General features: G+C 62.1%; 18 protein-coding genes. 11 read left to right on the top strand and 7 right to left on the bottom strand.

Annotation, left to right across the window (positions count from 1 at the left end; all coding sequences use genetic code 11):
• Positions 1-40: 40 nt before the first annotated feature.
• The 9 genes from AACY45_RS12830 (at position 41) to AACY45_RS12790 (ending at position 10322) form a co-directional block, all read left to right on the top strand.
• Positions 41-1825 (top strand): IlvD/Edd family dehydratase, encoded by a 1785-nt coding sequence (locus tag AACY45_RS12830; RefSeq protein WP_339545821.1) that lies wholly within the window; start codon positions 41-43, stop codon positions 1823-1825.
• A gap of 227 nt (positions 1826-2052) precedes the next feature.
• On the top strand, positions 2053-2928 hold the full coding sequence (locus AACY45_RS12825) for an aromatic ring-hydroxylating dioxygenase subunit alpha (protein WP_339545820.1): 876 nt from the start codon (positions 2053-2055) through the stop codon (positions 2926-2928).
• Complete coding sequence (locus AACY45_RS12820) at positions 2925-4646, top strand: Rieske 2Fe-2S domain-containing protein (protein ID WP_339545819.1); 1722 nt, start codon at positions 2925-2927, stop codon at positions 4644-4646. Before AACY45_RS12825 ends, AACY45_RS12820 begins: the two co-directional genes overlap by 4 nt.
• Before the next feature lie 12 nt (positions 4647-4658).
• Positions 4659-5297 carry a glutathione S-transferase family protein gene (locus AACY45_RS12815; protein WP_339545818.1) on the top strand — a complete coding sequence of 213 codons (639 nt, stop codon included), beginning with the start codon at positions 4659-4661 and terminating at the stop codon, positions 5295-5297.
• 77 nt (positions 5298-5374) lie between these two features.
• Complete coding sequence (locus AACY45_RS12810) at positions 5375-6775, top strand: NCS2 family permease (RefSeq protein WP_339545817.1); 1401 nt, start codon at positions 5375-5377, stop codon at positions 6773-6775.
• Between the two features lie 99 nt (positions 6776-6874).
• On the top strand, positions 6875-8224 hold the full coding sequence (locus AACY45_RS12805) for an amidohydrolase family protein (protein ID WP_339545816.1): 1350 nt from the start codon (positions 6875-6877) through the stop codon (positions 8222-8224).
• Between the two features lie 49 nt (positions 8225-8273).
• On the top strand, positions 8274-9260 hold the full coding sequence (locus AACY45_RS12800) for a LysR family transcriptional regulator (protein WP_339545815.1): 987 nt from the start codon (positions 8274-8276) through the stop codon (positions 9258-9260).
• Between the two features lie 127 nt (positions 9261-9387).
• The gene (locus AACY45_RS12795; RefSeq protein ID WP_339545814.1) at positions 9388-9615 is read left to right on the top strand and encodes a hypothetical protein; all 228 of its coding nucleotides are present in this window, start codon (positions 9388-9390) and stop codon (positions 9613-9615) included.
• Positions 9616-9680: 65 nt separating this feature from the next.
• Complete coding sequence (locus tag AACY45_RS12790) at positions 9681-10322, top strand: LysE family translocator (RefSeq protein ID WP_339545813.1); 642 nt, start codon at positions 9681-9683, stop codon at positions 10320-10322.
• Positions 10323-10417: 95 nt separating this feature from the next.
• On the opposite strand, the gene AACY45_RS12785 is transcribed toward AACY45_RS12790, so the two are convergent.
• Together AACY45_RS12785 and AACY45_RS12780 are read right to left on the bottom strand one after the other, a co-directional pair.
• Positions 10418-10876 carry a hypothetical protein gene (locus AACY45_RS12785; protein ID WP_339545812.1) on the bottom strand — a complete coding sequence of 153 codons (459 nt, stop codon included), beginning with the start codon at positions 10874-10876 and terminating at the stop codon, positions 10418-10420.
• A 99-nt stretch (positions 10877-10975) separates the two neighbouring features.
• On the bottom strand, positions 10976-11446 hold the full coding sequence (locus AACY45_RS12780) for an anti-virulence regulator CigR family protein (RefSeq protein ID WP_339545811.1): 471 nt from the start codon (positions 11444-11446) through the stop codon (positions 10976-10978).
• Positions 11447-11657: 211 nt separating this feature from the next.
• Between AACY45_RS12780 and AACY45_RS12775 the strand changes: the two genes are divergently transcribed.
• Both AACY45_RS12775 and AACY45_RS12770 read left to right on the top strand, forming a co-directional pair.
• Positions 11658-13976 carry a glycoside hydrolase gene (locus tag AACY45_RS12775; RefSeq protein WP_339545810.1) on the top strand — a complete coding sequence of 773 codons (2319 nt, stop codon included), beginning with the start codon at positions 11658-11660 and terminating at the stop codon, positions 13974-13976.
• Positions 13977-14148: 172 nt separating this feature from the next.
• On the top strand, positions 14149-15888 hold the full coding sequence (locus tag AACY45_RS12770) for a dipeptidase (RefSeq protein WP_339545809.1): 1740 nt from the start codon (positions 14149-14151) through the stop codon (positions 15886-15888).
• Between the two features lie 422 nt (positions 15889-16310).
• Here AACY45_RS12770 and AACY45_RS12765 read toward each other — a convergent pair whose 3' ends face one another.
• The 5 genes from AACY45_RS12765 to AACY45_RS12745 form a co-directional block, all read right to left on the bottom strand.
• On the bottom strand, positions 16311-16742 hold the full coding sequence (locus tag AACY45_RS12765) for a hypothetical protein (protein WP_339545808.1): 432 nt from the start codon (positions 16740-16742) through the stop codon (positions 16311-16313).
• 82 nt (positions 16743-16824) lie between these two features.
• Positions 16825-18462, bottom strand: coding sequence for a phytoene desaturase family protein (locus AACY45_RS12760; RefSeq protein ID WP_339545807.1), 1638 nt, complete (start codon positions 18460-18462; stop codon positions 16825-16827).
• A 21-nt stretch (positions 18463-18483) separates the two neighbouring features.
• Positions 18484-18855, bottom strand: a complete 372-nt coding sequence (fdxA, locus tag AACY45_RS12755; protein ID WP_339545806.1) for a ferredoxin FdxA — start codon at positions 18853-18855, stop codon at positions 18484-18486.
• 42 nt (positions 18856-18897) lie between these two features.
• The gene (locus AACY45_RS12750) at positions 18898-20403 is read right to left on the bottom strand and encodes a phytoene desaturase family protein (protein WP_339545805.1); all 1506 of its coding nucleotides are present in this window, start codon (positions 20401-20403) and stop codon (positions 18898-18900) included.
• Positions 20404-20442: 39 nt separating this feature from the next.
• Positions 20443-21198 (bottom strand): SDR family NAD(P)-dependent oxidoreductase, encoded by a 756-nt coding sequence (locus AACY45_RS12745; RefSeq protein WP_339502017.1) that lies wholly within the window; start codon positions 21196-21198, stop codon positions 20443-20445.
• Positions 21199-21222: the final 24 nt, after the last annotated feature.

The raw sequence follows: 21222 nt of genomic DNA, 5'->3' as shown, positions 1-21222 counted from the left end.
CCGGTTGACGATTCATCCAATTATAAGAGAGCCATGAATCATGAGTGACACCCCGAAACGCCCGCTGCGTAGCGAGCAATGGTTCAACGACCCGGCCCACGCCGACATGACCGCGCTCTATGTCGAGCGCTACATGAACTACGGCATGACCCGTGAAGAGCTGCAGTCGGGTCGCCCGATCATCGGCATCGCCCAGACCGGCAGTGACCTGACGCCCTGCAACCGGCACCACCTGGAGCTGGCGCAACGGGTCAAGGCCGGGATCCGTGATGCCGGCGGCATTCCCATGGAATTCCCGGTGCACCCGATTGCCGAGCAGACGCGCCGCCCCACCGCCGCGCTGGACCGCAACCTGGCCTACCTGGGGCTGGTGGAAATCCTCCACGGCTACCCACTCGATGGCGTGGTGCTCACCACCGGGTGCGACAAGACCACGCCAGCCTGCCTGATGGCGGCCGCAACCACCGACCTGCCGGCGATTGTGCTGTCGGGCGGGCCGATGCTCGACGGTCACCACAAGGGTGAACTGATCGGCTCCGGCACCGTGCTCTGGCATGCGCGCAACCTGCTCGCCGCCGGCGATATCGACTACGAAGGCTTCATGGAAATGACCACCGCGGCTTCGCCTTCGGTGGGTCACTGCAACACCATGGGCACCGCCTTGTCGATGAACGCCCTGGCCGAAGCGCTGGGCATGTCCCTGCCCGGCTGCGCCAGCATCCCGGCGCCCTATCGCGAGCGCGGCCAGATGGCCTATGCCACCGGCAAGCGCATCTGCGAACTGGTGCGCCAGGACGTGCGTCCGTCGCAGATCATGACCCGCGAAGCCTTCGAGAACGCCATTGCCGTGGCTTCGGCCCTGGGCGCCTCGAGCAACTGCCCGCCGCACCTGATCGCCATCGCTCGGCACATGGGCGTCGAACTGAGCCTGGATGACTGGCAGCGAATTGGCGAAGACGTGCCGCTGCTGGTCAATTGCATGCCGGCCGGCAAATACCTGGGCGAAGGGTTCCACCGTGCCGGCGGCGTACCGGCGGTGATGCACGAACTGCAAAAGGCCGGTCGCCTGCACGAAGACTGCGCCTCGGTCAGCGGTCAGACCATCGGCGAGATCGTGCGCAGCACCCTGACCAGCAACACCGACGTGATCCACCCTTTCGACTCCCCACTCAAGCACCGCGCCGGTTTTATCGTGCTCAGCGGCAACTTCTTCGACAGCGCGATCATGAAGATGTCGGTGGTCGGCGAAGCGTTCCGCAAGACTTACCTGTCGGAGCCCGGCGCGGAGAATAGCTTCGAAGCCCGGGCCATCGTGTTCGAGGGGCCGGAGGACTACCACGCGCGGATCAACGACCCGGCGCTGGACATCGACGAGCGCTGCATCCTGGTGATCCGTGGCGTCGGCACCGTGGGCTACCCCGGCAGTGCCGAGGTGGTGAACATGGCCCCGCCCGCGGCACTGATCAAGCAAGGCATCGACTCCCTGCCCTGCCTGGGCGACGGCCGCCAGAGCGGCACCTCGGCCAGCCCGTCGATCCTCAATATGTCCCCGGAAGCCGCCGTGGGCGGTGGCCTGGCCCTGCTGAAAACCAATGACCGACTGAGCGTCGACCTCAATGCGCGGACGGTCAACCTGCTGGTGGACGAAGCCGAAATGGCCCGTCGCCGCGCAGCCTGGGCGCCCAACATTCCAGCCTCGCAAACCCCGTGGCAGGAGCTCTACCGGCAACTGGTCGGGCAATTGTCCACTGGCGGTTGCCTGGAACCCGCCACCCTGCACCTGCGCATCATCGCCCGCAGCGGCGAGCCGCGGCATTCTCACTAAAGGGGAAAACTGGGCCGGCCCCTTCGCGAGCAAGCCGCAAGCGGGCGCTCGCTTGCGGCTTGCTCGGGATGGCGGTGTGTCAGGTATCGGTGATGCTGGTTGTGCCTACCCGGCCATTTTCCCCGGTAGTATTTTTGTTCATACCAGCCATTAGCATTACTCGTTAGTTTCATGCCGTGGATTTCTCTACTGTCGCGAAAAAAGAAAAATCCGCCGGTGAGGAACCTATGAGCATCGAATCGAGCATCTGGAACCAGTGGTATCCGCTGGCCGTCGTGGAAGACCTGGTCGATGGCAGGATTTACCGGACGCAGTTGTTGGGGCACGAGATCCGCTTTGGTCGCGATGGCGAGGGGCACTTCAGTGCCACGCGTGCCGACGACAGCGGCTCGCCTTGCCGGACGACGACCCTGTATCACACCCATTGGGCCTCCCTGGGCGAGCCCGACGGGGAATTTTTCCAGATAGCGGAATTCGCCGAGCCAGACCGCCGGGTGCTGGGGGCCGGTTCGATGAAAGTGCATGCCTCGGGCCTGCGCGTGGTGGAAAACTTCCTCGACATGGCGCACTTCCCCTACGTCCATACCGGCTTTCTCGGGGCCGAACCCTACACCGACATCAGCACTTACCAGGTGGAGGTCGACGAGGAAAAGGACGAGATCCTGGCCACCGACTGCCGGATCTTCCAGCCCATGGCAGCCGCCGCGTCGAAACAAGCGATCGAGGCACACTACGTCTATCGTGTGACCCGCCCCTTCGTTGCCCTTCTCTACAAGACCAGCCCCGAACAGCCGCAGCGACGCGACGCCATCTGCCTGTTTGTCCAGCCGCTGGATGAACAGTGGTGCATCGCCCATGTGGTCCTGGCCTATGTCGACGCCACCAGCAGTGACCGCGATTTGCGCCTGTTCCAGCAGACCATTTTCAGCCAGGACCTGATGATCCTCTCCAACCACCTGCCCCGGACCCTGCCCCTGGACCCGAAATTCGAGATCCCCACCCGGGCGGACGCGATGTCCAGCGCCTATCGCCGCTGGTTGCGTGACAAGGGCATTCGCTACGGCACTTACCAGCCGGCACCGGCAGCGGGAGCGCAGCCATGAAACAGCCCGATAATCGTTGGTACCCGGTGGCCCAGAGCAGCGATCTCGCCCTGCGCCATGTGTTCCACGGTCAGTTGCTAGGGGTGGAACTGGCGCTCTGGCGCGATGACGAGCAGCGGGTCAACGCTTGGGAAAACCGCTGCCCGCACCGCAGCGTGCGCTTCACCCTGGGGGTCAACCTCGGCTCCCGGCTGCGCTGCCAGTACCACGGCTGGCAGTACCGGGGCGGCGATGGCCGCTGCACGCTGATTCCGGCGGCCTCCCAAAGCACCCCGCCGGCCAGTGTGTGCGCGCGGACCTTTGCGGTGAGCGAGGCCCACGGTTTGATTTGGGTCAACCTGCAAGTGCAGCAGGCTCAAGACCTCCCTGCACCGGCTTTCCCGCCCCTGGCCCTGCCATTGCGCAGTCTGCCCTTCCAGGCCGCCCTCGACGACGTGCGCCAGGCCCTGGCCGGCTATGCCCAACTGGACCCGCACTGCCAGCCTGACTCGGTGCAACTGCAACAGACCGACAACGAACTGCAATTGTCCTGGCACAGCGCCGAGCAACTCTGCCAGGTGCGATTCTGGCTGCAGCCGGCAAGTGCCGAGCGCACCCTCGTGCACAGCAGCACCCTCGCCGGGCACCCTGGCATCGACCCACTGCGCTGGCATAACCAGATCCTCAACGTGCTGCGCCAGCGCCTGGAAAACCAGAACGGGTTGATCGCCAGCAGCCGGCCCCCTGTCAGCCTGCCCATCGCGCCCATCGCGCCCATCGCAGCGGCGCGCCGTCCGGCACAAACCCTGGAAGTCGAGGTGTTGCAGCGCTGGACCACCGCCAGCGAGATTGTCGCCCTGAAACTGGCCCTGCCCGCCGATGGCGGCTTTGACTTCGACGCAGGTGCCCACATCGATGTGCATACACCCGGCGGGCTGGTGCGCCAGTACTCGCTGGTCAACGCCCCCGACGAGCGCGAGCACCTGGTGATCGGGGTCAAGCTGGAGGCGCAGTCGCGTGGCGGCTCCCGTTCGATGCACCACGACCTGAAGGCCGGCGAGCGCCTGCGCATCTCGGCACCGAAGAACAATTTTCGGCTGGTCCCAGGCACCGCCGGGATTCTGATTGCCGGCGGGATCGGCATCACCCCGCTGCTGGCCATGGGCGCGGCCCTGCAGGCCACCGAACGACCCTACGAGCTGCATTATTTTGTGCGCAGCGAGTCCCACGTGGCGTTCCCCGAACGCCTGCATCAGCTGCGGCACAACTGCATTCACACCGGCCTGGACCCGCAACAGACCCGCGAACGCCTGCGCATCGTGCTGCAACAGGCGAGCGCCAGCACCCACCTGTATGTCTGTGGCCCCAAGGCCCTGATCGAGCTGGTCAGCACCCTGGCCAGCGAAGCCGGCTGGAGCGACAGCCAGGTGCACTTCGAACTGTTCGCCAACACAGTCAGCCATGACCAGGACCAGCCCTTCCGGGTACGCCTGCAACACAGCGGCGAGGAATTTACCGTACCGGCCGGCGTCAGCCTGGCGGACAGCCTCAAGGCCCATGGGATAACGCTCGACACCTCGTGCGAGCAAGGCGTGTGCGGGACCTGCCGCACCGCGGTGGTCGATGGCGAACCGGAACACCGTGACGTCTACCTGACCCGCGAAGAGCGGCAAGGCAACCGCTGCCTGATGCCTTGTGTATCGCGCAGCAAATCCGAGCTGTTGGTGCTCGATCTTTAAGGGAGCAGGCAGGTGATCACACTCTACAACTACGAGCTGTCCGGGAACTGCTACAAGCTGCGCCTGTTCATGAACCTGCTGGGTGTGGATTTCCGCACGGTGGACCTGGAGTTCTACCCAGGCAAGGAGCACAAGGGCGAGGCCTTCCTGGCCATCAACCCCCTGGGCCAGTTGCCGGTGCTCGACGACGACGGTTATGTGCTGCGCGACGCCCAGGCGATCCTCACTTACCTGGCCGCCCGCTACGACGCCAGCGGCACCTGGTACCCGGTGCAGGACGCGCGCCGCCTGGGTGAGGTGAACATGTGGCTGGCCTTTGCCGACGGCATCACGGCCACCGCGTCGGCCGCGCGCCTGGCGGATGTTTTCAACTATGATCTTGACGCCGAAAAAGCCCGCAACGGCGCCCACGCCCTGTTCCGCATCCTCGACGAACACCTGTGGTTCAGCGAGCGGCAACACCAGGGATGGGTCTGCAGCGGACCTTTGCCGAGCGTGGCCGACATCGCCTGTTTTCCCTATGTGATGTTGTCCGACGAGGCCGGCATCAGCCTGATCGACTACCCCGCGATAAGGCGCTGGACCGACCGCATCAAACGCTTGCCCGGTTTCACCGTGATGTCGGGCATTTTCGCCACTTCATCCGTCTGACCCCTGTTCGACTCGAATCAAACCAAAAAAAATAACAACGACAAATAACCGAGCCTTGCCGCTTTGAGGAGATCAACATGAACCAACCGGTCAGTTTGCGCGGTGCGCCCATCGGGTTTATCGCGAGGCTCAAGGTGTGGCTGGAAACCTACTTCGGCATCCACCGCGAAGGCTCCACTTTAAAGCGCGAGATCATCGCCGGGGGCACCACCTTCCTCGCGGCGGCCTACGTGATCGTGGTCAACCCGGACATCAACGCAGCGGCCGGCATCCCCTTCTCCGCCGGTGTCACCGCCACCGTACTGGTGAGCTTTCTCGGCACCCTGGCGATGGCCCTGTATGCGCGCAACCCGATCCTCATCGCCCCCGGCATGGGCATCAATATCCTGTTCGCCTACACCATGGTGGTGGGCGCCAAGATCCCGCTGCAAATTGCCCTGGGCTGCGTGCTCTGGGCCAGTGTGATCTTCACTGTGCTGGCGTTCTTCAACGTGCGCCAGGCGGTGATCGACGGCATCCCGGCGAGCCTGCGCAATGCGATTTCCTGTGGCATGGGCCTGTTCATCGCCCTGATCGGCCTGGTGAACGCCAAGTTCATCAGCGCCGACCCGTTCACCGTGGTGCACGCCGCACCGTTCAACCCGATCATCCTGACCTTCCTCGCCGGCCTGGTGATCACCATTGCCCTGGTGGCGCGCAAGGTGCCGGGGGCGTTGATTCTGGGGATCATCTGCACCACCTTGCTGGCGATCCCGATCGGCCGCCTGTGGGGCGATGCCACGGCCTATTGGCCCGAAGGCGCCAGCACCGTGACGCTGGTCAACTGGAGCGGCCTGTTTGCCGCGCCGGACTTCAGCTTCCTCGGCCAGGTCGACTTGCTGGGTTCGCTGCGCCTCGACTACCTGCCGTACATCTTCGTGCTGGTGTTCACCAACTTCTTCGAGTCGCTGTCGACCTTTCTCGGCATTTCCGAAGCGGGCGACCTCAAGGACGCCGACGGCAACCCGCGCAACATCAAGCAGTCGATGCACGTCGACGCCCTCGCCGCCCTGGCTTCGGCGCCCCTGGGTACCAGCCCGGCGACGGCCTACATCGAATCGGCCGCCGGCATTTCCCAGGGCGGCCGCACCGGCATGGTCGCCCTGGTCGCCGCCGTGCTGTTCCTGCCATTCCTGTTCCTCTCCCCCCTGCTGTCCCTGGTGCCGGCAATCGCCACGGCACCGGTGCTGATCATGATCGGCGTGTTCATGATGGACACCATCAGCAAAATCGACTGGAAGTCGTATGAAGAGGCGATTCCGGCATTCCTGGTGATCCTGCTGATTCCCCTGACCTACTCCATTACCCTGGGCATCGCGCTGGGCTTCATCGTCTTCGTCCTGCTCAAACTGCTGATCGGCAAGGCGCACACGGTCAAGCCCATCATGTGGTGGGTGGCGGCGTTGTCGGTGTTTTTGGTGATGCGGGTGCAGTATTAGGTGCGGGGATTGCCGAGATCTATGGTGTGGCGCAGGTCGCCATCGCGAGCAAGCTCGCTCCTACAGTAAAAACCAAGCAAAAAAAACAAGGACCCAGCCATGAGCTACACCGTGATCCGCAACGCAATCATCTTCACCGTCAATCCCCAGGACCAGGTCCTCGCCAACGGTCATGTGGTCATCCGCGACGGCCTCATCGAAGCCATCGGCCAGGGCGAACACATGCCCTGGCCCGCCGACGCCAAAGTCATCGATTGCCAAGGCCAGATGGCCCTGCTGCCAGGCCTGGTGGATGCCCACTCGCACTCCAGCCTGATGCGCGGCATCACCGAAAATAGGCCGCTGATGCAATGGCTGCCCTACTACCAGCTCGAACACCGGGCCATGAACGCCGAGGACGCCTACCACGCCGCACGCCTGTGTTACCTGGAGGCACTGAAGAGCGGCACCACCTGCGTCATGGACATGTACCGCTTCATGCACCGCTGCGCCGACGCCGCTGGCGAAATCGGTATCCGTGTGCACCTGGCGCCCTATGCCGCCGACCTGCCCGGCAAGGACTTCTTCGAAAGCCCGCACGCCAATCGCACGCTGATCGAAACCCATCACATGGCCCACGACGGTCGCGTGCGGGTGTGGATGGGCCTGGAACACCTGTTTTACTGCTCACCCAAGGCCTATGCCCATGCCCGCGACTGCGCGCGCGACTACGGGATCGGCATCCACACCCACGCTTGCGAGCAGAAGGAGGAAGAACAGGCGGTGCTGCAGCATTTCGGCAAACGCTCGATCCCGATGCTGGACCAGATGGGCATCCTCGGCGAAAAGACCCTGATCGCCCACTGCGTGTGGCTCAACGATGAAGAGATCAAGCGCCTGGCCGACACCGGCACCGCGGTCGCCCACTGCCCCAGCAGCAACGCCAAGCTGGCCAGCGGGATCGCCCGGGTCCCGGAAATGCTCGCCGCCGGCATCCGCGTCGGCCTGGGCACCGACGGCAACGTCTGCAACAACAGCCTCGACCTGTTCGAAGAAATGAAATTCGCCTCGCTGCTGCAGAAGGCCCACCGCCTGGATGCCGCCGCCCTGCCGGCCAATGTCGCCTTGCGCATGGCAACCATCGAGGGTGCCCGGGTGCTGGGCATGGACCGGGAGATCGGCTCGATCGAAGTCGGCAAGCGCGCCGACCTGCTGCTGCTCGACCTGGCCCAGCCGAACATGTGCCCGATCGTCTGGGAGGGGACCCAGACCAACGTGCTGTGGAACCTGGTGTACTCGGCCCGCGGCTCGAACGTGAAAACCGTGCTGGTGGACGGCAAGGTGATCCTGGAAAACGGCCGCAGTACCCTGGTCGACGAGACGGCCCTGCTCCAGGGCGCGCAGGCCCAGACCCTGCAACTGATGGAGCGACGCAAGGACTTCGCCCATACGCTGGTGCCGATGGTCTGAAGCCTTGACCAGCTTTCGCGCGCAAACCTCGGTAAAGTGGCGACCGGTATTGTCCATCCTTCACCGCGAGGCCAGCGCCCGGCACATGCAAAACGTCGATATGAAATCCTTGCACGTGTTCTTTTGCCTGCTCAACGAGTGCAACGTCACTCGCACCGCCGAGCAACTGAACATGACTCAGTCGGCGGTGAGCCATACCCTGGCTCGCCTGCGCCTGCTGTTCAACGATCCGCTGTTTGTCTCCATGGGCCGTGGCATGGTGCCGACCAGCCGCGCCCTGGAGCTGGTGGAGCCCTTGCAGCAAAGCCTGGCCGCGCTGAACAAGCTGATCGAGCCGGTCAAGGCCTTCAACCCCGGGCAATTCCAGGGCAGCTTTGAAATCGCCACCACCGACTACATCGGTTTTATCCTCCTGCCGCGCCTGATGGTGCGCCTCGCCGAAGTCGCGCCCGGGGTCGAACTGAACATCCAGCCGTTGCGCCCCAAAGAGGATCTGCCGCTGCTCAAGGACGGCAAGCTCGACCTGATCATCTGGAACGAGAAGAGCGCCCCAGCCAATTTCCACGTGCGCAAACTGTTCTCCGACCGGCTCAAGTCAGTGGTGCGTGTCGGTCATCCCCAGATCAACGGCAGCCTCTCCCTGGAGCAATTTCGCAACGGCCAGCACCTGCGTATCAGTAGCAACCACGGGGCCGTCAAGGAGGCCATCGACAGCCTCTACGAACAACACGACATCCGCTGCAAGACGTCCCTGACGGTGCCGCACTTCTTGCTGGCGCACATCCTGATTTCGCAAACCGACATGATCGGCATGATCGCCGAGCTGACGGCCTTGCGCATCGCCAAGGACATTCCCCTGCAACTGTTCGAACCACCAGTAGAAGTGGCGGGCTTCACCGTCTCCCAGGTCTGGCACGAACGCCTGCACGCATCGCCGGCGCACAAATGGCTGCGCGGCGAAATCAATCAGGTAGCCAAGGAAATCACCCTGGAGCTCGCCCAGTTCAAAGACTCGCAGCCCGCACCGCCGCTGTGACTGAGCGTAGAGCCGACGCTGCAAGGTGAACCGCCAGTCACCTTTCAAACCTGATACTGGACGAACCGCCCTTGGCGACCTATACCTGTGAGTTCGGCGGCAGCCTCTCCACCCTCAGGTTCGAACCATGCGGCTCTACGATTACACCGCTTACCCGAAGGACCACGCCCAGCACGCGGTCTACGGCGAAGTGATGGCCGACACCGACAGCGCGGCCAAGGCCAAGATCAAAGCCTTGTGCCCACACTGCGGACGTATCGAACTGTCGATTCTCAGCCCATCCGAGCCATTCAGCCGACACAACGTTCGTCCGCCTCCAGGCCCCCGGTCAGTGCACAAGTGCAACGGCGACTGAGCGCTGGGTGATTCACGGGGCATTTGTCCGTAGAATCGCCGCCTCACGCCCAACGAGTTCGGAAAATGGAAGTTCACTCGGTTTTGACCTACACCCTGGTGGCCGCTGTTTCAATCGCCAGCCCCGGCCCCGCTACCCTGATGGCCCTGCACAACAGCCTGGCCTACGGCGCCCGATCCACCCTGTGGTCGTCACTGGGCAATATCTGCGGCCTGTTCTGCATCTCTGCAGCGGCCATGCTGGGCCTGGGCGCATTGATCGCCAGTTCGGAATTGATCTTCAACGCGGTGAAGATTGCCGGGGCCGGGTATCTGTTCTATCTCGGCGCCAAGCACCTGCTCAAGAACAACCAGGTGATGGCCGCGCAAACGCACGCGCATCCGGACAACCTGTACCCGGCCCGTTTCAAGCTGTTCAAGTCTGCGTTCCTGACGGCCGCCACCAACCCCAAGGCGACGGTTTTTTTCACCGCGCTGTTCCCGCAGTTCATCGATCAGAACTCGGCCCTGATCCCGCAGTTCTTCGTGCTCACCCTGATCTTCATGGCGTTGTCCCTGGTTTCCCTGAGCCTGTATGCCCTGCTCGCTTCACGGGCCAAAGGCGTACTGACCCGGCCGACCTTTTCCAAGTGGGTCAATCGTGTGGTGGGTTCGACGTTTATCTTCTTTGGCACCGCGATACTGACGATGCGACGCCAGACGGCTTGAGTGACTGCGCCAGGGCGGGTGGCAGTCCGGTTGAAGTGACATGACACCTGTTCGCGCAGCGCGAACAGGTGTCATGTGGGGGCAGCGAGGGTCGATCAATAGGATTTTTTGGTTGCCGATGGCCCGGCCTTGCTCAAGCCTTTGGCGTTGTGATCGCCAGGGGTAGAGGTCGAAATTGCAGTGGCTTTAGTCACGCCACGGGTATCGTTGGACTGGGCAATGCCCGAGGTCGTGGTGCCATGCCCACGATCATCGTTACGGTCACTGCCGTAGTGATTGCCGCTGGTACCATGATCGCGAACCGCCTTGCCGGCGTGATCACTGCTCAAGCCTTTGCCCTGGCCATTGCTGCCCGAGTGACCCGAGCCGGCATGACCGCCATGGCCACCCCCTGCGCCACCACCACCACCACCACCACCACCACCACCACCACCACCACCCTCTTTCGCGTAGGCGGAGTTCATGATGGACAGGTCAGCGGGGAGTAAAGGCGCCGCTGCAAGCATCAGGGCGCAGGACATTACCGCAAACAGACTCTTGTTCTTTAAAAGCATGATGTGCTTCCCATGGGGGTGGATACTGCGTGTGTTAAGACGCGTAAAAACCCACACAGTTCAAGCCTCACGATGGATGGTGGCCCACCACCTGGTGCGTTAATCAAAAGCGCCCGTGAGCACTTCATAGATCAGCCCGGTGGCCAAGGCCACCAAAATCAAGTCCGTACCCACCTGCTGCCATTCGTAACCGTCGTAATGGGGCAAGTGGCCAAGTAGCCGGCCATCGAGCTTCTTGGCAATGCCGGGCGGCAGTGGCTTGCCCCGCGCAAGGTTCTTCTGAATCCCGGGGGGCAAGGCCGGTCCGGGGCTCCAGTAGTCCCGGTAGCCGCCGACAATTCCCAGCACACTGGTGCGGTTGATACTCGGACCGTTGCTCCAATCGCCGCCAGCGGGGTTTTTGCCCTGGTTGCCATGCCCACCTTGATTGCCATGCGCCTGGCTATTGGGCGGGTTTCCCTTGCCGTTCCCCTGGCCCTTGCCATTACCTGGATCGGCCCATGCCAGCGCCGAGCCGCAAACCAATGCAAGGGACGTAACAGCTGCAATCAACGCGCGAGATCTGGACATGGAGCGTTCCTTGATTTTTTAGGGGCTGTTGAAATATAGAGTCTGACGTGAAGGTTAGTTCCATCCCGCTGCTTACATGTTGAATGCATTTCACGCAACAGCCCGTTGGCAGTGGCGACGGCGATGAGTACGGTAGTCAGTCACCGGCGCAAGGCCGCTGTTTACTACTCGAACCCACGCGCTAGCGTGATTGACGACAAGGAGTCGAGGCATGGCCTGGCAGGTATTTCGTGGGATATTGCTGTTGCTGCTCTGCGGCCTGAGTGTAAATGCCCTCGCCGCAGTCACGGACTGGCACGAAGTGCCAACGGCAGCCGGTACCTGGCGAATCGATCGGGCTACCCTGGCCATCGAACTCATGCCACCTACAGGTCCCACATTGCCCCTCGCGGCTCCCGCTTTCAGCGGTGCAAACACCACCCCTCTGACTGCTGAAGGATGGCAGATCCAGCAGGGGCAACAGCGTTTCGACATCGCCGTCACGCGCGACCAGAATGACCTTCAGGTCAGCATCCGCGCCGCACAACCCGCCACGCTGGATTGGCCGATCTCGGCCCAACCTTCTGCGATCGACGCTTATGCCTTTCCCTTTGGCGCAGGCAACTACGTACCCAGTACCGATCCGGGCTGGCTGGACTGGCTGGTGCGCCGCTATCAAAACGAAAGTGTCGCCGGCGCATTGTCGATGCCATTCTGGACCGAACTGCGCAAGGAGCGCTCGCTCACCTGGATGGTCGAGACGCCGCTGAACACGGAATTTTCGATTGTCGATAATGGGGGGCGCCCGCAAATGCGACTGCGCCATGCATTCACCCGGCTGGCCCCGGACGCACCCTACATCATACGCCTGCACATTGCCGGCCCGGACGTCATGGCCGGGGCGCGCCGTTACCGAGACTGGTTGCAACAAACCACCCAGTTCGTCTCGCTGGACGAAAAGATCAAGACCCTGCCAGCCACCGCCAGACTCGGCGGTGCCTCCCACATCTATCTCTGGGACAGCGGGCTGTTGAAAGCCGCCGACATCGCCGACTGGCCTGGCTTTCTCCAGCGCCTGCAGGCGGGCCGGCAGGTATCGGGGAGCCTGGCCGCTCGCGTGTGGCAGCTGTTTGACACGCAGACTCGGGACCTCTTCGAAGCGGCGTTCAACGAGTCGGTCAACGGCAGTCTCAGCACCTGGCGGCGACAGCCATTGATCCACGCCCTCAACAGCGGCCTGCGCCAGACAGTGCCCCGCATGCCGGTGGCGCCGCTGCCGGGCAAGCACGACCCCATGGCCGAAGTCGCCTGGGGGCGCACGGTTCGCGAACAACTGCTGGAGACCTTCGGCGAAACCCTGCAGCCGCCGGCACAATGGGGCGATGGGCTGTCCACCAGCACCATCGATGCCTTGCGCACAGCCGGACTACAGCGCGCCTGGTTGGGCGCCGATAACTGGCTATCGAGTTTCTGGCACCCCGAGGCCGTGGCCGCCGCCAAAGCCGCAGGGTATCTGGTGGCGGTGTATGACAGCTATGGCAGCGCCCATCGAGAGGACCTGGCCAATACCTGGTCAACCGCGCAAATGGGCAATGCGCTGGCTGACGCGGGTTATCGTAACCAGGACGGCAAACTCGCAGTCGGTTTTGCCGGTCGTGGGGTGTACGCCAACCCACAGGTCGTCGAGCCCTATACCCGGCGGCGCATCAGTGCCGTCGCTGCAGCCGGGCAGTTGAACAGCTACTTTCTCGACGTCGACGGCGCCGGCCCCCTGACGGAGGACTACACGCCCGGGCGGGAAATGAACCAGGCTGACGACGCCCAGGCCCACCGTCGGCGCCTGGAATACCCCACGCTGACCCATGGCCTGGTCACCGGGAGTGAAGGCGTGCTTTCGATGTTTGCCCCTCAGGTGGCGTTTGCCCACGGTGTGCTGACGCCGCCTTTTGCCTGGATGGACCCCTCCATCCAGGATCCCCGCTCACCTTACTACCGAGGCCGATACTGGCCGCCGGAAGCACCCTCACTGTACTTTCAACCCGTGCCGCTGGCGGATTCGGTGGCGCGTTATGTGACGCGTCCACAGTTTCGCCTGCCACTGTATGAAATCGCCCTGCACGACAGCATCGTCAGCACCCATCATTGGGAATATGGCTCGCTGAAGTTCACCACCGAACGCGACCAGACGGCATTGCTGCAACTGTTGTACATGGTGCCACCGCTGTATCACCTGAGCGACCCGGTGCTGCGTCGCGACCTGCCGTTGATTCAAGCCTATGACCGGGTCTTTTCGCCCCTGCATCAGCGTTTGTTCACCCAGGCCATGACTCACTTTGAAACCCTGTCCCGCGACCGCCTGGTACAGCGCTCACAATTCGCCGACGGCACCCGGATAACCGTCAACTTTGACCGCCAGCCCCGCACGCAGGACAAAAAAATGCTCCCAGCGCTGTCGGCAACGGTCCAGTCCCCCAGCGGATCGGTTGAAGTGCTCGAGATGGAAAAAATCTGGCCACCTGTCGATCAACGCCCACAACCCGCTGGACAGTAAGGCTGCGCTGACAAGTACAGGCGCCTTGCTCAGGATTGGGCATGTGGGGCGCACTTACATTTCTGTGGGACAGATCCCACTTCAGGGGCTGCCCTTTCGCACGGTTGTGGTGTTAGCTTGGAAATGATTTGTTTCATCTCCCCTACACCCCCTGCAAAGGAATGCCCCCACCATGGATTTTTCCCTCAAGCACCTGGCCGCAACCACCCTGATGCTGGCCAGCCTGGCGTCATTCACCACCGCAGCCCACGCCACTATCACCCCGCAACAGAGCGCAGCCATCCTCAAGACCTTCAACGACAGTTCAGTCACGGATTTCAGGCAGTTCCTCACGCGCCTGGCCAAGAGCGAGCTGGCGAAAAACGACGACCTCGCCCCGGCCATCAATGCCTTCCTCGCCAACCAGAGCCTGAGCGCCGAACAGCAGAATGAAATCCATCGCCTGCTGGGCCTCTATGCCCGGGTCAAATATGGCAGCGCGGCCACCGAGACCCTGCGCGAACTGGTGGCCATCCCGACTTTCGAGGTCGAAGGCGTGCCGCAGCACGAGAACCCGCAGTTCCTCAAGATTGCCGACAAGATCAGGGACCTGGCCCAGAGCTTCAACCTGAAGTTTCGCAACATCGACAACCGGGTCTATGAAATTTCCCTGGACGGCGCTGGCGATGAAGTCGTCGGCATTCACGCCCACGCCGATGTGGTGCCCGTGACCCCGGAGAACTGGGTGCTGGAAGACGGCACCCGGCTGGACCCGTTCAAGGTCACTTTGATTGGCGACCGCCTGTACGGCCGCGGCACCGAGGATGACAAGAACGGCATCGTGGTCACCCTCTACGCGATGAAGGTCATCAAGGACGAGAAGCTGCCACTGGCACGCAACTTCAAGCTATTGGTGGACACCACCGAGGAAACCACCGGTGACGCCATCCCTTATTACTTCGAGCGCAACCCGACGCCCAACTACAACCTGGCCCTGGATGGTGGCTACCCGGTGGTGATCGCCGAGAAAGGCTACGGCACGGTCATGGCCCGTTTTGCCCGGCGCGCCGCCGAGGGCAAAGGTGCCGAAATCAGCACCCTGACCGGCGGTTTGGCGACCAATCAGATTCCGTCGACCTCGGTCGCCACCTTGCTCACCGAGCAACCCGTCGAACTGGCCGCCAGCCTGCAGCAAGCCGGCGCCGACTACGCCAAGCGTAACGGCGGCAATTTCACGGTGACCGCCAAGGTTGTCGGCACGGACGTGCAACTGACCGTCACCGGCGTGTCTGCCCACTCTTCCGAGCCTGAGTCCGGGGTCAACCCGGTGGCGCGGATGCTCGACTTCATCAATGGCCTCGACGGCAAGGTCGCGCTCAAGCACAACCAGATCACTGACGCCGCCCGCTACGCCGCCGACAACTGGGGCCTGGACTACCTGGGTGGCAAGCTGGGGGTTGGTTTTGCCGATGATTTCATGGGGCCGCTGACCGCGTCCCTGACCTACGTCGGCATGGACGACAAGGCCTTCAAGCTGGCGGTCAACCTGCGGGTGCCGAAGGGCAAGTCTCCGGAGGTGCTCAAGAGCGAAATCGCCAACAAACTGAGCGCCTGGAGCAGCAAGACCGGGATCGCGCCAGGCTTCGACTACTCGATCGCCGAACCGATGTACCGCAACCCCGAAGGTGAATGGGTCAAGGCCCTGCTGGCCGTGGCCAGCGATAACCTGGGCATGAAACACCAGTTCGGCACCTCCGCCGGCGCCACCTCGGTGCATGAACTGCCCAACGGCGTGCAATTCGGCCTGGCCATGCCCGACGTCAAATACACCGGGCACAACGACAACGAGTTCAAGACCGTCGAACAGTTCATGCTGGACTTGCAGATCGTCACGGAAATGATGGGGCGTATCGGGCAGTTGCCGAAGCTCTGATCCAGCGCTGCCCCAATGATTCACGCAGCAGCGTGTGGGGCAGCTCACAGCCCTTGAACGGCCGTCGAGTGACGCGTGTTTTTTCCGGAATGGGTGAGCCACGTACAGCTTTATTGCGCCATGGGCATGGCCTTGTGCCGCCCATTCTTGCCTATCACGTTCAGCACCTGCTGACCTACAGGAACGAAAAAAGACGCCGAAGCGTCTTTTTTGTTGATGTGGGGCTTCAGAGGGCGACCAGACGATGGCGACCACGAGGACGCCACCGCATATAAACCGCGCTCCTACAGCGGCTGAGTGACTTGCTCAAGGGTTCGTTTCAACGCTTCGTCCGGCAAAGATGGCTTGCGACCTCGTCCGGGCAGATCCACCAGGCCTTGCAGACACAGCTCGGGCTAGGAATTTATTTCTGAGACAGAACACTAGGCAAGGGAATCCCACACTTGCACCAGTCCGAACAGATGCACCAGCCCATAGACCAGGCAGACCGCCGAACTGATCACGATGAAGCGAACACTACGCCCAGTGCCTGCCAGCGTGATCGGTCCCAACAGGCCGCGCAGCAGGTAGACCAAGGTGATCGCGCACAATGCCGGGCGCAGCAGGGGCAAGGGATCGATCACCCCGGCCCCAGACAGTGCATACGCCGCCCATGCGGCGAGCACCAGGGCAATCCCCGTCGTGACCATCGCAGGAAACCAGCGACCGGCCTGGGCCGCACGCACAAAGCGCTCGCCAGCGCCAAACAAGCGATACCAGGAAGGCCCTCCCATGATCACCCCGACATGCATCAGGGCCGCCAGCAGGCTGAGCCCGGCGCCGATCACCAGCGCCATGTTGTATTCGTTTGCCATTCCATCGCTCCTTGATGCAAATACGCCACGGTGAGCCCCATAGACATCGTGGCGCGTCGGCAGGGCCCGCCTTGACACGTACTCAGTTGGTTGCCGCTTCGGCGCGGGTGCCGACGTCCATCACCTGGTAGCGCACGTGACGACCGCAGATCGCAGCGGCCGCTTCCACCCCGCCAGTCATGGCGCCAAAAATACCATGCCCGGTACGAGTCGATGCGCCGCACAGGTACAGGTTGCGGATTTCAGTCTTGGCCCCTGGCCTGTTGTGCAGGAAGTACTCCGGGGTAAAGGCCAGACCGTAGGACGTGCCACCTTCAGAGCCGATAAAGCGCGTCACTGAAAAAGGGGTCGAGACTTCCTGATACACGATGTGGCCCGACATTCCCGGAATCACCCGTTCAGCCAGGGCAATCAGCTGGCGGGCGTACCACTCTTTCTTCTCCAGGTACACAGGGTTGGTCCGGTAGCTACCATCCGTCAGTTCGGCCTGGGTCACGCCCCAGCTTTGCGGCGTGGAAGGCACCGCCGACATGAGCTGCAGGTTATAGATGCCTGGCGGGGCGATGGCCGGGTTATCCGGGTCTTTCATCGTTGCGTTACCGATGAACAGATGGGGCTCCTCGGGAAACTCTCCGGCGAACACCTCGCGGTAGGCCTTCTCATAATCGCAGCCAGGGTAGATGCGGTAGTTGGTGTTCTTCAGGCCCATGGCCTTGAGGTCCATGTCGATGCCGAGATAGACCACGCCCATGGCCGGTGACATCTCGAACTGTTCGGTACGACGCACGGTCTGTGGCTTGAGGTGTTCACGGCCAATCAGGCCAAGCAGGGCCTGCTTGATATCGGCGTTGCAGATCACCGCGTCCGCCTTGACCACCCGTTTGCCCAAGTGCTTGTTGCTGAACTCGACGCCCACGGCACGACCGTTCTCGATCAGGATACGTTCGACCTTGGATCGCAGGAGGATCTTGCCGCCCTTGCGCTCGACCACCTCGCCCAACTTGTCGGAGAACATCTGGCCGCCACCCGAGGGGTAATAGGAACCCTGCAGGAAGTGGTTGACCACCGCGGCATGGCCAGCCATGGTCGCGCGGCTCGGCGGCTGGTGATAGACCCCCAACTGCCCGGTCAGGATGGCCCGAAGGCGCTGATTCTGCGTACAGGTGTCGAGGAACTGCGCCACCGTCGATTTGGCATGCCGCATCAGCATCCAAGAGCGTGGTAGCACCCACAGCGCGGTCAGCGGCCGCGAGTGGATGCCCATGAAATCCCAGACCTGCTGCAGCATCTTGAAGTAGCGGTTGATTCCCGCTCGCTCCTTAGGGAATGCCTCCAGCAGCTTCTCGCGAAAGCGTTCGTAGCCACGGGGAACCGCGAACTGGAAGTCGGGAAAACACAGGGTTTCGAACCCCTCCGGGTCCTGCTCGATAAATTTGATTTCACCGTCATTGATACCTGCTCCCCGCAAAATCCGCGGAATCAGACCGTGCTTGCCACAGTCACCGATGTAATGCAGGCCGACGTCGAACTCATAGTCCTTGCCCTTGCGGTGGAACACCGTGGCACAGCCGCCCATTTCATAGTGCATGTCGAGCACCAGTACCTGCTTCCCGCGATTGGCCAGGGTCGCGGCAGCCGTCAGGCCACCGATGCCGGCGCCAACTACGATCACGTCAAAGGTGTCGCTTTCGAGGGTTTTGAATCGATCAAAACTTTGCATGGATAAGGTTCCAGTCGCGCGTCAGGCATGGGCTAGGTGGTGGTCTCGGGTCGGATCGACCGCCTCGGCCTCACGTATCAGGTGGGGCAGCTTGTTCGGCTTGCGGCTCCAGTGCTCATGGTTCGCCAATGGCGGAATCCGCTGCAGGATCACCGGCCAGTGCTTGACCAGCTCGGCGTTGAGTTCGATGAAATGCCGGTTGCTGTCATCGAGCTGGTTCTCCGGCTGAATCGCTTCCTCCGGACACTCGGGCAGACACAGACCACAGTCGACGCACTCCTGAGGGTTGATGGCGATAAAGTTGGGCCCTAGGTGGAAAGCATCCGCGGGGCAGATATCGACGCAGTTGGTGTGGCGGCATTGAATGCAGTTGTCAGTCACTACGTAGGTCATGGTGCGTCTCGTAAAAATCTGGTTTGACGGGGAAGTCGCCACTCAGAAGTAGCGGTCGACCAACAAACGCGCCGACAACATCGTCCCGATGAAACCTGCGCCCGGGAATGTCCAGGCCCCGACCTGGTACAGCCCCTTGACCGGGTATTTCTGCGGGAAACGGTTGAATAGGCCGGATTGTCGGGTGTTCTGCTCGAAGCCGTAGATCGCGCCCTCCGGGTTATGGGTGAACTTGGTCATGGTGCGTGGCGAGCCGCTCTCGCAGACCTCTATGTGCCGACTCAGGCCTGGAATGACTCGTTCGGCGTTGGCGATCAGCAGCTCGGTGAGTTCAAGTTTCTTGCGCCTGTAGTCGAGCTTGCCCAGCGAGTGCCACTCGCTTGCGCCCGTCAGCGTGAACAGGCCCAGGCTGGACTTTCCGGCCGGGACCATCGAAGCATCGACGTTGGAGAAGTAGTTGATCGACCAACTGGTGTTGTCGCCATGCAGCTCCCCGGCCTGGATATGCTCGAACTGCTCGCGCTGGGTTTTCTGCGGGGCGAAGAAGTGGATGTACTCCTCGGGGCCCACTCCCAACTCGCTCAGCGGACAATCGAGCCCCAGGTAGACTTGAAACCCGGACACCGACAACTTGAGCCGGCGCAGTCGCGAGCGGTACTTGGCGGCGAAGTGCTGCTCGCCAGCCAGTGCCACGACCGCATGGGGCGAAATATTGGCCACAACATTGCGCGCCTTGACCCTGCCCGACTTGCGCGTTACCACGCCGCCGATTCGCCCGCGTTCAATCACGATCTGGTTGACCGCTGACTCCAGCTCGACCCGGCCGCCATGTTGCTCGATCACTTCGACCAGGGCATTGGACAATGCCTGGGAGCCGCCCTTGATCGAATAGCCGCCGTTCTCCAGATAGTCGATAAAGGGATAGGAAAAGTACCCGAACGCCAGGTCCTTGGCCGGTAGACCGTAGTAGCTCCATTGCGCCGACAGCACTTCCTTCAAGCGTTCGTTGGAGGTGAACCGCGAGAAGTAGTGATCCACCGTTTCATGGCCATACTTGAGCACCCGCGGATAGATCATGGGCGTGGCCACCAACCTCATCCAGAAAGGTTTGCGCGAATACAGAAAGCCGCACAGGTCCTTGTAGTTGCGCTGAGACTCGGCAAACAGGCGATTGATGTTGTCGACTTCCTCGGGAAAGAAACGGAACAACTCGCGTTTGTAACCTTCCAGGTCTCGGTGTCCAACCGTTATGTCGATGTCCTGAGAGCGATAGCGATACAGGGTCGGGTGATGAAGAAACTCGACTTTGTCCGCCACGCCACAGGCCTCGATGACATTGAACGACTCGGCGCCACGTACCACGCCGTCGAACGAATGCAGCGAAACATCGAAGTTGAAATCCTTGCGCCGAAAATTGCTGGCATAACCGCCGGGTACATTGTGCTTTTCCACTACCAGTACCTTCTGGCCTCGCTGCGCCATAAGGCTGGCACTCGCCAGTGCGCCAAGGCCCGCGCCGACGAAAACGGTATCGTATTCTTGACTCATTACATCTCCAGGCTCTGCGGCCAGATCCGGACAGCCAAATCAGACCGTCAGGCCGCCATCGATGACGAATGTCTGCCCCGTGATGTAGTCGGCCTGGGTCGACAGCAGAAAGCTGGCCAAGGCCGCCACTTCACGCACTTCACCGAAGCGCCTGAGGGGGATGGTGTCGGTGATCGACTTGCGCACCGGGTCGGCGATCTGCTCGACCATCTCCGTGGCAATGAAACCTGGGGCGATGGCGTTGACGTTGATCTTGAAGCGCGCCAATTCCAGGGCCATGGTCTTGGTAATGCCGATCATCGCCGCCTTGGTCGCTGAATAACTCAACTGCCCCTTGTTACCCTTGAACCCACTGACGGAGGACATGTGCAAGATCTTGCCGCGACGCTCGGCGGCCATCGCCGGCGCCAGGCATTTACTGAAATACACCGCCGAATCGAGGTTGGTCGCGACCACATCGCGGTAACGCTCGATATCGAACTTCAGCAACAACTGATCGCCGGTCACCCCCATGTTGTTGATCAAGCCGTAGGGCTCGCCGAGGGTCTCCACCAACTGTGCACACACCGCCTCGACCGAACCGTGGCTCCGCCCGTCACAGGCATGCCCACGGGCCCAGCCACCGCTGGCCGCCACTTCCCGCTCCAGTTGCAAAGCCGCGTCGGCCGAGGACTGGTAGGTGAAAGCAACCTGATACCCTTCCCGTGCCAGGGCCGAGACCAGTGCGCGTCCAATGCCACGACTGCCGCCACTGACCAGTACCCATTTGCCGTTTGAAGACTGCTGAACATCCATGATCTACATCCTTTAGCCTGATGG

The sequence above is a fragment of the Pseudomonas sp. RA_35y_Pfl2_P32 genome (assembly GCF_963970735.1).
GTDB lineage: Bacteria > Pseudomonadota > Gammaproteobacteria > Pseudomonadales > Pseudomonadaceae > Aquipseudomonas.
This window is presented reverse-complemented; position numbering and strand designations above follow the sequence as displayed.

Bases quoted from the DNA above. Each gene is read 5' to 3' on its own strand.
- AACY45_RS12770 (WP_339545809.1), top strand. From the start codon at position 14,149: ATGGATTTTTCCCTCAAGCACCTGGCCGCAACCACCCTGATGCTGGCC.
- AACY45_RS12765 (WP_339545808.1), bottom strand. From the start codon at position 16,742: ATGGCAAACGAATACAACATGGCGCTGGTGATCGGCGCCGGGCTCAGC.
- AACY45_RS12810 (WP_339545817.1), top strand. From the start codon at position 5,375: ATGAACCAACCGGTCAGTTTGCGCGGTGCGCCCATCGGGTTTATCGCG.
- AACY45_RS12775 (WP_339545810.1), top strand. From the start codon at position 11,658: ATGGCCTGGCAGGTATTTCGTGGGATATTGCTGTTGCTGCTCTGCGGC.
- AACY45_RS12750 (WP_339545805.1), bottom strand. From the start codon at position 20,403: ATGAGTCAAGAATACGATACCGTTTTCGTCGGCGCGGGCCTTGGCGCA.
- AACY45_RS12830 (WP_339545821.1), top strand. From the start codon at position 41: ATGAGTGACACCCCGAAACGCCCGCTGCGTAGCGAGCAATGGTTCAAC.
- AACY45_RS12795 (WP_339545814.1), top strand. From the start codon at position 9,388: ATGCGGCTCTACGATTACACCGCTTACCCGAAGGACCACGCCCAGCAC.
- AACY45_RS12820 (WP_339545819.1), top strand. From the start codon at position 2,925: ATGAAACAGCCCGATAATCGTTGGTACCCGGTGGCCCAGAGCAGCGAT.
- AACY45_RS12805 (WP_339545816.1), top strand. From the start codon at position 6,875: ATGAGCTACACCGTGATCCGCAACGCAATCATCTTCACCGTCAATCCC.
- AACY45_RS12825 (WP_339545820.1), top strand. From the start codon at position 2,053: ATGAGCATCGAATCGAGCATCTGGAACCAGTGGTATCCGCTGGCCGTC.
- AACY45_RS12780 (WP_339545811.1), bottom strand. From the start codon at position 11,446: ATGTCCAGATCTCGCGCGTTGATTGCAGCTGTTACGTCCCTTGCATTG.
- fdxA (WP_339545806.1), bottom strand. From the start codon at position 18,855: ATGACCTACGTAGTGACTGACAACTGCATTCAATGCCGCCACACCAAC.
- AACY45_RS12745 (WP_339502017.1), bottom strand. From the start codon at position 21,198: ATGGATGTTCAGCAGTCTTCAAACGGCAAATGGGTACTGGTCAGTGGC.
- AACY45_RS12785 (WP_339545812.1), bottom strand. From the start codon at position 10,876: ATGCTTTTAAAGAACAAGAGTCTGTTTGCGGTAATGTCCTGCGCCCTG.
- AACY45_RS12790 (WP_339545813.1), top strand. From the start codon at position 9,681: ATGGAAGTTCACTCGGTTTTGACCTACACCCTGGTGGCCGCTGTTTCA.
- AACY45_RS12760 (WP_339545807.1), bottom strand. From the start codon at position 18,462: ATGCAAAGTTTTGATCGATTCAAAACCCTCGAAAGCGACACCTTTGAC.